The sequence below is a fragment of the Methylocystis sp. IM3 genome (assembly GCF_038070105.1).
GTDB lineage: Bacteria > Pseudomonadota > Alphaproteobacteria > Rhizobiales > Beijerinckiaceae > Methylocystis.
Genome location: NZ_JBBPBZ010000002.1, coordinates 1,335,446 through 1,347,982, shown reverse-complemented (window position 1 = coordinate 1,347,982; position 12,537 = coordinate 1,335,446). Strand labels below are relative to the sequence as shown.

The window sequence follows — 12,537 nt, the reverse complement described above, 5'->3', positions numbered from 1 at the left end:
GCCATGCGCATCGACTGGTGGACGCTCGCGCTGCAGACCATCAATGCGCTCGTCCTGATCTGGCTGTTGAGCCGCGTCCTGTTCAAACCGGTCGCCGACATGATCGCCGAGCGAAAGGCCGCTGCCGCGCATTTGCTCGAAGAAGCCGAGGCCGCCAAAGCGGCGGCGCTGGCGCGCGAGAGCGACGCGCGGCAGGCGCTTTCGGACCTCGCCGACAAACGCGCCGCCGCTCTGGCTGCGGTCGTGGCCGAGGCGCAAAAACAGAAAGACGCCCTGCTCGCCGGCGCGCAGGCCGAGGCCGAGCGCCTGCGAGAGGGCGCACGAGCGGACTTGGAGCGTGAGACGCGGCTGGAGCGGGAGGCCCGGATGGCCGGCGCGAGCGCGCTCGCCGTCGTTATTTCGAGGCGGCTGGCGCAGCGCCTTCCTGCCTCCGCGCAGGTCGCTGGGTTCATCGAGGGCCTCGCCGGCGCGGCAGGCGCCGCCGCGCCCGAGACGAAAGCCGATTTCGACGGCGACGGCCCCGTGCGGCTGAAGGCGCCGCGGGCGCTCACGGCGCAGGAGGACGCCGAATGCCGCGGCGCCTTGGCGCGCGCCTTCGGCCGGCACCTCGACTTCGTCGTCGAGATCGACCCGGAGGTGATCGCGGGCCTCGAACTCGAAAACGCCCATGTGGCGATCCGCAACAGCCTGCGCGCGGATCTCGCGCGCATTGCGGCGGCGGTGCAGGAGCGGGAGGCGGATGAACCACAAAGACCCGCGCCCTGATCTTGCCGACCCCTGGCGGGCGTGGCTCGAACGCCAACGCGGCCGCGTCGCGCAAGCGGCGCTGGGCCCGACCCTGCAGGAGGTCGGCCGCGTCGAAAGCTTCGCCGATGGCGTCGCGCGGGTTTCCGGCCTGCCGCAGGCGCGGTTGAACGAGCTCTTGCGTTTCGAGGGCGGCCGTCTCGGCTTCGCCACCGTGCTCGACGCCGACGCGATCAGCGTCGTTCTGCTCGACGACGGCGCGTCGATCGAGGCGGGCGCACGGGTCTTCTGCTCCGGCGAGACGGCGAGCGCCCCGGTCGGTCCCGGTCTGCTCGGCCGGGTGATCGACCCGCTCGGGCGCCCGCTCGACGACCTCGGTCCGGTCGTCGCGGACGCGTTTCACCCCGTCGAGCGCGAGGCGCCGAGCATCATCGACCGCGACCTCGTCAGCGCGCCGGCGCTGACCGGCCTTCTCGTCATCGATTCGATGTTCTCGATCGGCCGGGGCCAGCGCGAGCTCATTCTCGGCGATCGCGCCACGGGCAAGACCTCGATCGCCGTCGACGCCATGCTCAATCAGAAGCGCTCCGACATGATCTGCGTCTATGTGGCCATCGGCCAGCGGGCGACCTCGGTCGAGCGCGTCATCGAAGCCGTGCGGGCGCGCGGCGCGCCGGAGCGCACGATCTTCGTCGTCGCGGCGGCTTCGAGCCCGCCCGGCCTGCAATGGATCGCGCCCTTCGCGGGATTCACGATGGCGGAATATTTCCGCGATCGTGGGCTCCATGCGCTCGTCGTCATTGACGATCTGACGAAGCACGCCGCGACGCATCGGGAGTTGGCGCTGCTCACCCGCGAGCCGCCGGGCCGCGAGGCCTATCCCGGCGATATTTTCTATCTGCATGCGCGGCTGCTGGAGCGCGCCGCGAAATTGTCTCAGGCCAGGGGCGGCGGCTCCCTCACGGCGCTGCCCATTGCCGAGACGGACGCCGGAAATCTCTCCGCCTATATCCCGACCAATCTCATTTCCATCACCGACGGCCAGATCGTTCTCGACTCTCGCCTCTTCGCCGCGAACCAGCGCCCCGCCGTCGATGTCGGGCTGAGCGTCAGCCGCGTCGGCGGCAAGGCGCAGCCCGAGGCGTTGCGGCAGGTCGCGGGACGCCTGCGCCTGCAATATTCGCAATTTCTCGAGCTCGAGATGTTCAGCCGCTTCGGCGGCATGTCCACAGGGCGCGTGCAAGGCGATATCCTTCGCGGCCAGCGTATTCGCGCGCTGCTCGATCAGCCGCGTTTCGCCCTGCTCAGGGTCGTGGATCAGGTCGCGCTGCTCGCCGCGCTCGAAGCCGGCGCGCTCGATGCGCTCCCGCCCGGCGACATCGCCTTACTGCGGGACAGACTCGGCCCCCGCATCGACAGCGCCGCGCCGGGCGTCGCCGCCGCTTGCGAGACCGGCGCGCCGCTCGACGACGCGACGCGCGAGACGCTGGTCGGGCTCGTCGCCTCGATCGCCGCAGAAATCGGCGTCAAGACCGCGAAGGCAGCCGCGTCATGAGCGGCGAGCGCCTCGGCGAGGTGCGCGCACGCATCGCCGCCACACGCCAGCTCGAGACGGTGTTCACCGCCATGCGCGGCCTTGCGGCGGCGCGCAGCCGGGAGGCGCAGCAGAGTCTCGAAGGCGTGCGCGCCTATGCGCATGCGCTCGGCGAGACCATCGGCGTGGCGCTCGCCCTCGCGCCAGACGAGCGGACGGCCCGCGCTCCGGCGACGCGCCACATCGTCCTTGCCTTCTGCGCCGAGCAGGGCTTCGTGGGCGGCTTCGACCGGCGCGTGCTCGACGCGGCGAGCCGCGCCGGCGCCCGGTCGGCGCTCTACATTGTCGGGCAGAAGGGTCTCGCCAGCGCCGACGAACTGGGCATGAAGGCGGCGTGGTCCGCGCCGATGATCGCCCATGCCGCGGACGCGCCGCTGCTCGCGGAGCGCATCGCCGGCAAGCTCTACGCGACCGTCTCCGGAACGGAAACAGTCCGCGTCACGCTCGTCCATGGCGCTCCGTCGCCATCGGGCGCCGACGAGATTGTCGCAAGACCGCTGATCCCCCTCGACCTCACCCGGTTTCCCGTCTCTGGGCGCGAGGCGAAGCCGCTCGTCAATCTGCCGCCTGCGGAACTGATCGCAACGCTCGCGGAGGAATATATTTTCGCCGAGCTCTGCGAAGCGGCGCTGCTCTCCTTCGCCGCCGAGAACATGGCGCGCATGATGGCGATGACCGCCGCGCGCAGCAATGTGCGCAAGACGATCGACGATCTCATCATGCGCCATCGCCGGTTGCGTCAGGAACAGATTACCGAGGAGCTCGTCGAGCTTTCCCGCCCGTGACAACTACAGCGAGTGTGCGCGCGCGACGAGCAGCCAGAGAACGGTGAAGACGGCGAGCAGAATGAAGGCGGATTCCGTGATGCGCAGCGAGAGGAAATATCTTTCCCGCCGCTCGGAAATCTCCGTCAGCATCAAATTCTCGAACTCGTCGGATGAGCTCACGCCGAGCGTGCGCGCGGGGCCAAGCACCTTGAGGCAGCGCAGATCGACCCATGCCGCAAAGCCGAAAACGCCCATGAAGCCGAATATGGCGACCCTGATGACATGCGCATAAGGGGCGCCGCCGTCGACCAGGCCGAGCGAAAAGGTCAACGCGGCGAGCACGACGGAGATAAATTGCAGCAGGGCCGCGCTTTTCGAGTCCAGCGTCGCCATGTCGTGCAGGATGCTGTCGCTGATCGACAGCGCGCCGCCGCTCACCGCAATGCGCATCTTGTGAAACGTGCGTTCGTGCTCGCGGTCGTCGCGAAAAGGGGCGTGGATATTCATGCGCCTTGGATATTCATGCCTGACCTGCGCCGGACTGGCGCGCGGCGATCGACCGCGCGCAGGGCATGAGATCAATCGGCGCCTTGCTCGTCGCCCAGGCCGGCGGCGACCGGAAGCTGGGTGCGAATGGCCGTGACGATGCGCTGGATCGCTGCATTGGCTTCGTCCGCGCGCTTCTCGGCGGAGGCGGCGCGCTGCTCGGTCGCGGCGAGATCTGCTTCCCTGGAGGCGAGCAGGGATTGCAGCATCTCGAGATCCTTGTGCGCCTGCATGGCGTTGGCGGTGAGTTCGTTGATCTCCGCCTCGGCCTGGCGCAGCGCCGACTCGGCGCGCTCGGCGCGAGCCACCGTGCGCTCCAGCTTCTCCATCACCGTATTGGCGGCGTTGTGCGCGCGGGCGACGGCCTGAGCCGATTGCTCCTCCAGCTTGCGGATCGCCTCGGCCGCTTCGGAGACGAGCGCAAGCGCCGCATCCGCTTCGTCGACGCCGTTCAGGGACTGGCGCAGAGCCAAATCGACCGGACGCAGGGTTTTCGAGTTTTGATCGCCTCTGGGGATGATTTCATCGACGACCTGATCGAGATCCAGCGAGTCCATTTATGCCTCCGCAATGACGCCAGCCGAAGGATTAGCGTTTCTCAAAGCCATATTGAAGAAGATTGCGGCAAAATCTCAACATGCAAATAGGCCAAGCTCTGGCTAAAAGCCTCGCGTGCACGGCCTGTTATCTCTTTCTTTCAGCGTGTTGCATTTAGCTGTGAAGAGTTGCGGGCTTGGTGAATATTTGACGTTAACCAGGCAGAAAAAACGTGAGCTTTGCTGTTTGCTCCTCGAATCGCGCCTGTGGCCCGCGTAAACTTCAACCCTTGCGCGTGTTGCTCAGCGAAAACTGAGCTTGACCGCGTCCGGCCCGCGCCTTGGCGCGGGCCGGAGCTCTGCGTTGATCCTCACCACCAGACGGGCGAGGTCAACGCGCCCGCCGCCCAGAGCGGCGCAGCGGCGACATCCGCGGCGACGCCCAGGGCGCCCGCGGCTGGGCTGTAGCCCCAGGCGCCATAGTTGCAGTAAGGCGCGGCGCTGCCCCAGACCGTCGGCGCATAGCCCCAACGTGAATAGCCCCACCGCGGCGCATAGCCCCAACGTGAATAGCCCCACCGTGGCGCATAGCCCCAGTGACGGGCGCCTGGGCCGTAGCCCCAGCGCCATCCGGGATGCCACCGATGATGCCGATGGACGTAAGGCCGCCAATCGACCTGGGTCGTCTGCGAGTCGACGCCGACCGACGCCTTGTCGGCGATGCTCATCACGCCCGCATGAGAAACAGCCGGCGCCGACGCCAGCGCGACGCCCCCGGCGAACGCCGCAAGCCCTGCTTTCGTAATTTGCCGCATGATCTGGTCTCCTTCCTCCCACATCGACAGGAGGCGGCGGCGACGCCGTCGCCTGCCTTCGAGACGTTTGAGATTTGCCAAATAGACGCGGGGCTCTCCGGGTCTATCCATCAAGATCGGACACTTCGTCGCACCTGCCGATCAACGGCGGTCGCGCCTGCGTCAGGCGCCGCCGACCACGCGCGCCACGATCTTGGCCGTGTAATCCACCATGGGAATGATGCGCGCGTAATTCAGCCGCGTCGGCCCGATGACGCCGAGCGCGCCAATGATGCGGCGCTCGCTGTCGCGCAGCGGGGCCGCGACCAGGGACGAACCCGACAGAGAGAAGAGCTTGTTCTCCGAACCGATGAAGATACGCACGCCTTCGCCCTGCTCGGCGCGCTCCAGAAGGTCGATGACGCCTGTCTTGGTCTCGAGGTCAGCGAAGAGGAGGCGAACGCGCTCGAGATCGGCCGCGGCGGTGAGATCCTCGAGAAGATGCGCCTGGCCACGCACGATCAGCTGGCGGCTCTCGCCCGAAACGCCGGCCCAGCTCACGAGCCCAGCCTCGACGAGCCGGGCGGTAAGTTCATCGAGTTCTCTCTGCGCGGCGAGACGCGAGGCTTCTATTCCCTCGCGCGCCTCCGCCAGCGTGCGGCCCGTGATGCGGGCGTTCAGATAATTGGCGGCCTCGACCAGCGCGGAAGGCGGAAGATCGCGCGAGACGGGAATAACACGGTTTTCCACCGACCCGTCGTCGGCGACGAGAATGGCCAGCGCGCGCTCCGGCTCCAGCCGTACGAAATCGATCTGCTTGAGCCGCACATTCTCCTTGGTGGCGACGACGATGCCCGCGACTCGGGTGAGCCCCGAAAGCAGACTGGTCGCCTCGGCGAGAACGCCCTCGAAATCGTGGTCCTTGGACGCGGCCTCGACGCCGGCCTGGATGCGCACGCGCTCGGCGTCGGCGAGATCGCCGATCTGGAGCATGGAATCCACGAAAAAGCGAAGGCCAAGTTCGGTCGGCAGCCGACCGGCGCTCGTATGCGGCGCATAGACGAGGCCCAGCTCCTCGAGATCCTGCATGACGTTGCGGACAGAGGCCGGCGAGAGCGTCATCGGCAGCAGCCGCGACAATTGCCGCGAGCCGACGGGCTCGCCGGTCGCGAGATAGCTGTCGACGAGCTGTCGGAAGATCTCGCGTGAGCGTTCGGTCAGCAGGGAGAGATTGGCGGCGGGCGGAACGAGCGGCGCGTGTCGGATCATGACCAGAAGAATAACGCATCGGCGTGCGCCGTCGAGGCGGGGCGAAGAGCCAAAGAAAAAGCCCAGCCTGACAGGCCGGGCTTTTTCTGCGTGCAAGAGTTGGCGATTACAGGCCCAGCTGGGGCATCCCGATCAGAGCGCCGAGGCTCTTGAGCTGGTAGTTGACGCCGACGCGCGCGATATGCGTGTCGAAGCCCGTGCCGACGAAGGTACGATAAGCCGTCGGCACGCCGAAGCTCGAGCCGTAGTTCCCCTGGAGGCTCGAGTAGAGATATTCGGCCTTCACGCTGATTTTGTCGAAGACGGCGTATTCCAGACCCGCGCCGACTGTCCAGCCCGCCTGCCAATGGCCAACCGAGGTCGGGAAAGCGATGCCCGCGAAGTTGTAGACGCCCGTCGTGTGGAGCTGACCATAGGCCAGACCGCCGGTGATGTAGGGCATCAGACGGCCGAACGCATAGCCGAAGCGCAGCCGCTCGGTTCCGAACCAGCGCAGATTGCTCTGCAGGGAATCGCCCCACGTCCCGCCATTCGTCGAATTCACGTCGGCGTAGTTGAAATCGGACTCGTAGCCGAGCACGACATTGTTCGCGAGCTGCCAGCTGGCGCCGCTCTGGAAGCCGACGAGATAGCCGGTCGTGCCATAGGAAGAGGAGGCGTTGGTCCAGCTGATGAGGCCGGGCGCGCCGGGGAAGGGACCAAGCGCGGTAATGTTCGAATTATAGCCCGCCGTGCCGCCGCCCCAAGCGCCGCTGACGCCGAAGTGATAGCCGCTCCAGTCGAAGGCCGCCGGCGGGGGCGGAGGCGGCGGCGCCTTGTAGCTCGGCAGATCGGCCGCGACGGCCGCCCCGAGCGCGACGAATGACGCGAGCGCGCCAAGAACCGTAGCCTTGAAAGTCATTTGATCAGCTCTCCAACAGCAAGGCCGCCCGGTTTTCGGCGCAGCGACAAAAAAGGTCATGCTCCAAACTAACACCCGAACTTTGATGGCGAAATCCGCGGGCGCCGGCGGTTGGCCGATTTTGCGGCAGCGTTGCCGCAGGGTCACAGTCCAACACAAGCCTATGTTTTTTAATGATAAATGTCAGAACGCAGCCGAAAGCGTCGCCTCGGCCAACGTTTCGAGGCCCGTCCGATAGGCGGCAAGCGAGAAGCGGCTCTCGTAATAAGCTCTCGCCGCGCTCGAGGCGCGCGTCGAATCGCTGGGGTGCGGCGCGGCGGCGGCCTGGATGAGCGCGGCCGCGAAGGCTTCGGCGCTTTCGGCCACTGTGACGCCCGGCAGCGAAAGGGCCTCTGCGTCCATGCCGCGCAGCGCCTGGGGCGTCGCAATCAGCGGCAGGCCGCTCGACATCGCCTCGACCGTCTTGATCGACAGGCCGGTGCCGCCGACCGTCGGCAGCAGAGCCAGCCGGGCCCTGGCATAGATGGCGCCGGGGTCCTCGACGCGGCCGAGGAACCAGTCCCGATGGGCGGCATATAGCGCGCCTGCACGCGCCCTGACGCCTTCGGCCACGCTGCCCGCGATCTTCACTTTGACGCCCGGCGCCCTTGGGACGACCTCGCGCAGAAACCAGATGAGGCTCTCCACATTCGCCGTATTGTTGCTGGACACGATCACGATATCCGGCCCACCCGGTCCGGTGGGCGCGGGCGGCGTCGGCGGATAGAGCAGCGCGTGGCGCTTCTGAGGCAGAAGGGCGCGAAATTCCTCCGCCTCCAGCGCATTGAGATGCAGCAGAAGATCGGCGCCGCGCATGGCCTCGACCTCCTGCGCCAGCATGTCTTCATAGCTCACGCGCGGGCGAAGCCAGGGCATGCGCTCGTTGATCAGCGCGAACTGTCGGGCCTGAAGGTCGTGCGTGTCGAGCAGGATGGGCGCGCGGTCGCGCGCCAGGCGCCGCGCGACGGGCATGAGAAAGAAGTGATTGCAGTGGACGAGGTCGTAATCCTCGCCCTCCACGCCCGGCGAAAGCCGCGCGCGCGCGGCGAGGCCCAATCGGATCGCCGCCTGATCGCCGTGCAGATAGGGCCAGACGACTCTTGCAAAAAAGGCCGGCTCGAAGAGGACATGGAGCGGCGCGCCGCCGAGATGGCGGGGATCGCCGCCAAGCTCCGGGGTCGCCGCCAGAAACGATTTCCAGAGCCAGCGGCGCTCCGGCGCGAAGCCCGGATCGATGCTCACGGCGACGGGCGAGACCCGTGCGCCGAGGGCGCGGTAGGCCGCGATCTGCCCGAGTACGACGCGATAGGTGCCGCAGGAATGCCAGGCCGGGTGGAGAAGCGCCACGCGACGGCCGGCGAGCGCCGAGCCGCTCATGCGGGGACAGCGTCCAGCGCCCCGGCGAGCGCGCGCGCATAGGCCTGCGGGCTGAACGCCTGCTCGTAAAGGCGGCGGGTATCGCTTTCGAGCGGCGGCGTTTCGCCGCGGTCGGCGCGCGCCTGCGCCTCGCGCCAATAGCGGGCGAATTGCGTGGCGTCCGAGGCCAGCGCGACATTGGAAAGCGCCGCCGGATCGATATTCATGCCGCGGAAGGCGAGCGGCGTCGCCACCAGCGGCGCCCCGCAGGAGAGCGCCTCGACCGCCTTGATCGAAAGCCCGTGTCCCTCGACCGTCGGTAGCAGGACGCAGCCCGCATTGGCGTAAATCGCGCCGATGTCCTCGACGCGGCCCCTGAACAGTGCGCGGTGGGCTTCATAGAGCGCCGGATCCCGGCGTTTCACGCCGCCGTCGATATTGCCGTAAACGCCGACGCGCGCGCCGCCCGCCAGGGGGACGACCTCCTCGAGGAACCAGCGCAGGCTGAGATAATTGGCGTAATTGTCGCTCGCGACGATGATGACGTCGCGCCCGCGCGCCCTCGGCGCTTCCGGCACGGCGGGATAGATCAGCCGGTGTCTGGCGTCCGGCAGCAGGCGCCGGAAGTCGCGATCCTCTTCCTCGTTGAGATGCACGCAGAGATCGGCACGGCGCATCCAGTCGAGCTCGATTTTTAGCATGTCGTCGTAAGTCGCATAAGGCGGAATGAAAAAGCCGCCCTTGTTGCGCAGCGCATATTGGCGCGCCTGAATGTCCTGGGTCTCGAGCAGCACCGGTATGCGGCGGCCGCCCTTGAGCGTCTCGACGAAGGGGAGCGTGAAATAATGGTTGGCGTGGATCAGGTCGATCGTTTCCTCGCCTATCCCTTCGGGCGGCGGCGCGCGCCTGGCGAGTTCGACGAGCCAGCTCGCCTGATCGCCATGGATGAGCCGCCACCAGCCGTCGATCAGAAGGCGGCCCAGGAGCGCGGAAACCGGCGCGCCGGAAAAGAAGCGCCGATCTGCGCCGATCCCCCGCGTCGCCTCGACATAGGCCGGCCAGCGGGCGCCGTTCAGCGGAGGCGCCGCGATGTCGTCCATCATGGCGATGGACAGGACGCGCGCCCCGAGCGCCCGATAGGCGGCGATCTGACTGACATTGACCTGATAGCTGCCGCAACTGTGCCAGGCAGCGTGCACGACGGCGACGGTTTTTCCCAAAAGGGGCCTGCCGAGGGGCGGCGTCCCGCCCGGCGGCGCCTCGGAAATCTCGACCAATCGACCGCCCCCCTTGCTTTTGCCCGAATTTTACAAGTACACCCCCCTATATGAGCCTTCGTCTCCCGAATCCACCCCTGCGGTCCCCCGACGCCGAGGCCGGCGCCGCCGCCCCGCAAAAGCGCTATGGCGTCGCCATTGTCGGCAACGACAAGATCATCGACTGGCTCTTGCCGTTCCTGGAGAGCTATCGCGACACCAATTCGTCGCTCCCGCTCTATCTCATTCCCTATGACGACAATGTCGAGATGACGCGCCGCGCCGCGGATCTCTACGGCGCCACCTATGTCGCCGAGGAGCCCGTGGAGATCGACAAGCTCTCCCATGAACTCTATCCGGGAATCTTCAACAGCAACCGCCGCAGACTGCGCAAATTGCAGGCGCTCGCTCTGCCGCTCGACGAAGTCGCCTATGTCGACGTGGACGTGATCCTCTTTCGCGACTTCACGCCGATCTTCGGCAAGCTCGAGGCCAAAAAGACGGAATTCATCGTCGCCTCGCCTAGCTTCGAATATGTCTACAACGATCGGCGCAGCAAATATTCATTCCTCGACAATGTACTGCTCTTCAACGACGGTTTCTGGGTCACCTCGAACGCATATCTGAAGCTCTCGGATTTCATCGAGACGATGAAGGAAGACTCGGCGATCTTCCACGACGTACGCAAGCGCGGGCAGCTCTTCGCCCAGCCGCTCGTCAATTTCGTCACGCATCGTCGGGGGCTCGCGATCGAGCTCCTGCCCAATGTCGTACCGGGGTCCTCGCATGAAAGCTTCTACAAGGCGCCGGGCGTGACCTTCAAGGACGGCAAGCCGCTCGATTACGAGGGCAAGGAAATCTATTTCGCCCATTGGGCGGGCGCGACCGCCCTGCCCTCGCGCGGCGTCTTCGACCCCGCCTGGACGGAATATTCCAAAGCCGCCTGGGCGCGCTTCAAGAAATGACGCGGCAGGACGGCGCGCCCCCGAGCGCCATTCCATAACGACCGAGAAGCGAGCCAAGGCGATGCCCCGCCTGCTGTTTTCCTATCTATTGAAGCGCGTGGGCCTATCGGTCCTCATCGTGCAGCTCGCGCTCTCGGTTCCTGTCGTCCTGTCCTATCTCCTCTATCAACTGCCCCCGGCCGCCGTGCGCGGCGGGCTCGTTTGGCCCGCCCTCGTCGGCGTGACGCCGACGGTGGCTTTCGTCACCCTGCCCATGGCCATCGGCGTCGCCTCCGCGCTCGAATTTTCGCGCATGGCGAGCGAGGGCATGATCGCCGTGCTCTACGCCTTGCGCCTGTCGCCCTGGGCGATCTGCCGGCCGGCGCTGAGCCTTGCGTCGGGCATCGTGGTTCTGGGCTATCTTCTCGCAAACTTCATCGCGCCGCATTATTCGAGCAACATGCAGGACGTGCTCAACGTCGTGCGCAATTCGCTGAACCACCGCATGCTCGACGCGGCGCATTTCTACACTTTCTCCTCGGGCGGCAAGACCCTCTACATCGAGCGCTGGATCACCCCCGATATCGCCGCCAATCTCTATCTGCGGCAGATTTCACTTGAAAAGATGCAGGAGGAAACCATCACCGCCGCCCGCGCGGAGTTCCGCCGCAACGAGGCTGGCGTCATCATCGCGCTCTCGAACGGCAGCATCCAGACGCGCTCCGTCAACAGCAGCGAAGTGCGGATCGCCAAATTCGACGAATACGCCATGGCGCTGCCGATGCAGGGCAGCGGCTCCCTTCCGGAGCGCGGCTGGCGCGGCGTCTATGAACTCTCCGCGCTAGACTTCCTGGCCAATCGCGCGACCGCCAAAGGCGATCACCGCCAGTATGGCGAGTGGATGGCGGAAGCGGCCAAGCGTTTCGGCGTGCCGTCGCTCGCCGTCGCCCATACGCTTCTGGCCATCGCGCTGACGCTCGCCTTCGGCAATATCACGGGCCGGCGCGGCGCATCGGGCAGCCTGCCCATCATCGCTGTCCCGGCGGCGCATATCGTCTATCTCGTGGCGCTTGAATCGCTGCTGCGCGTGAGCGCCTGGTTCGCGATTCTGCTCCTGGCGTTGCTGGTTCTGGAAATCGGCGTTTCCTTGTGGCTCATCGCGCGATTGAGCTACAGCCCCAGACCGAGGCTCACGACAGGGGCCGCGCCCCCCGGCTACGCCGCGCCCCTGGCATGATCGCTCCCCCGCGAAGATTGGCCCCCGCTCGACCATCATCTGATCTGAAAATTGACGCAACCATGTCGACGTTTGTTTGCAATTGAGTGGTAGCTATGAACTGGCACTATTTTTTCCGATAGGATCTGGTTTCATTCCATGACTAAAGCTTTGATTTGCGGCGGTCGAAATGTCGGGCGCACCGACCCGCGGGTCGCCGGTTCGCAGGCAGGCCTCGAACTGAGGAAAGCCTCAGCCGAGCGCATGTTCGTCTCGAAGAAGATGGACGAACTCCATCAAGCGAAAAACTTCACCCTCATCATCGCGGGGAACGAAGGCGGCGCGGAGCGCCTGGGAGCGCAATGGGGGGCGGCGAACAAGGTCGCCGTGCAGCTTTTCGAGCGCAAGAAGAGCAGCCGGGAAAGCGTCATGCAGCGAAACACGCGAATGCTGGACGAGGCCGCGCCAGAACTCGTGATCGCCTTCGGCGGCGGCGAAAGCACGCAAGCTCTCCTCGTAGAAGCGAACAGGCGCGGCGTCGCCGTGCTGGAGTTCGCCCTGCCAAAGGATTGAGA

General features: G+C 66.2%; 13 protein-coding genes. 6 read left to right on the top strand and 7 right to left on the bottom strand.

The features are described from left to right. Positions 1-3 precede the first annotated feature (3 nt). The 3 genes from WOC76_RS08345 to WOC76_RS08335 are packed head-to-tail and all read left to right on the top strand — an operon-like array spanning position 4 to position 3,123. Positions 4-765: a F0F1 ATP synthase subunit B family protein gene (locus tag WOC76_RS08345; protein WP_341107645.1), complete on the top strand. Its 762-nt coding sequence runs from the start codon at positions 4-6 to the stop codon at positions 763-765. Beyond that, positions 740-2,299, top strand: coding sequence for a F0F1 ATP synthase subunit alpha (locus tag WOC76_RS08340; protein WP_341107647.1), 1,560 nt, complete (start codon positions 740-742; stop codon positions 2,297-2,299). Before WOC76_RS08345 ends, WOC76_RS08340 begins: the two co-directional genes overlap by 26 nt. Further along, positions 2,296-3,123 carry a F0F1 ATP synthase subunit gamma gene (locus WOC76_RS08335; RefSeq protein WP_341107649.1) on the top strand — a complete coding sequence of 276 codons (828 nt, stop codon included), beginning with the start codon at positions 2,296-2,298 and terminating at the stop codon, positions 3,121-3,123. The genes WOC76_RS08340 and WOC76_RS08335 overlap by 4 nt, the downstream gene beginning before the upstream one ends. Positions 3,124-3,126: 3 nt before the next feature. Here the strand turns inward: WOC76_RS08335 and WOC76_RS08330 are convergent, their stop codons facing one another. The 7 genes from WOC76_RS08330 to WOC76_RS08300 form a co-directional block, all read right to left on the bottom strand. Beyond that, complete coding sequence (locus tag WOC76_RS08330) at positions 3,127-3,612, bottom strand: hypothetical protein (protein ID WP_341107652.1); 486 nt, start codon at positions 3,610-3,612, stop codon at positions 3,127-3,129. A gap of 71 nt (positions 3,613-3,683) precedes the next feature. Beyond that, the gene (locus WOC76_RS08325) at positions 3,684-4,208 is read right to left on the bottom strand and encodes an ABC transporter permease (protein WP_341107654.1); all 525 of its coding nucleotides are present in this window, start codon (positions 4,206-4,208) and stop codon (positions 3,684-3,686) included. A gap of 350 nt (positions 4,209-4,558) precedes the next feature. Next, on the bottom strand, positions 4,559-5,002 hold the full coding sequence (locus WOC76_RS08320; RefSeq protein WP_341107655.1) for a hypothetical protein: 444 nt from the start codon (positions 5,000-5,002) through the stop codon (positions 4,559-4,561). A gap of 162 nt (positions 5,003-5,164) precedes the next feature. Then, positions 5,165-6,250, bottom strand: a complete 1,086-nt coding sequence (gene hrcA, locus WOC76_RS08315) for a heat-inducible transcriptional repressor HrcA (protein WP_341107656.1) — start codon at positions 6,248-6,250, stop codon at positions 5,165-5,167. A gap of 106 nt (positions 6,251-6,356) precedes the next feature. Then, positions 6,357-7,151: an outer membrane protein gene (locus WOC76_RS08310; RefSeq protein ID WP_341107658.1), complete on the bottom strand. Its 795-nt coding sequence runs from the start codon at positions 7,149-7,151 to the stop codon at positions 6,357-6,359. A 183-nt stretch (positions 7,152-7,334) separates the two neighbouring features. Continuing rightward, positions 7,335-8,567 carry a glycosyltransferase gene (locus tag WOC76_RS08305; protein ID WP_341107660.1) on the bottom strand — a complete coding sequence of 411 codons (1,233 nt, stop codon included), beginning with the start codon at positions 8,565-8,567 and terminating at the stop codon, positions 7,335-7,337. Further along, entirely contained in the window at positions 8,564-9,823 is a 1,260-nt protein-coding gene (locus WOC76_RS08300) for a glycosyltransferase (RefSeq protein ID WP_341107662.1), read from the bottom strand. The genes WOC76_RS08305 and WOC76_RS08300 overlap by 4 nt, the downstream gene beginning before the upstream one ends. Positions 9,824-9,873: 50 nt before the next feature. On the opposite strand from WOC76_RS08300, the gene WOC76_RS08295 reads away from it, so the two are divergent. The 3 genes from WOC76_RS08295 to WOC76_RS08285 all read left to right on the top strand — a co-directional run bounded on the left by WOC76_RS08295 (position 9,874) and on the right by WOC76_RS08285 (position 12,535). Continuing rightward, positions 9,874-10,767 (top strand): hypothetical protein, encoded by an 894-nt coding sequence (locus WOC76_RS08295; protein ID WP_341107663.1) that lies wholly within the window; start codon positions 9,874-9,876, stop codon positions 10,765-10,767. Positions 10,768-10,828: 61 nt separating this feature from the next. Continuing rightward, complete coding sequence (locus tag WOC76_RS08290) at positions 10,829-11,983, top strand: LptF/LptG family permease (RefSeq protein ID WP_341431368.1); 1,155 nt, start codon at positions 10,829-10,831, stop codon at positions 11,981-11,983. Between the two features lie 138 nt (positions 11,984-12,121). Continuing rightward, positions 12,122-12,535, top strand: a complete 414-nt coding sequence (locus WOC76_RS08285) for a hypothetical protein (RefSeq protein WP_341107668.1) — start codon at positions 12,122-12,124, stop codon at positions 12,533-12,535. The last annotated feature ends 2 nt before the right edge of the window (positions 12,536-12,537 follow it).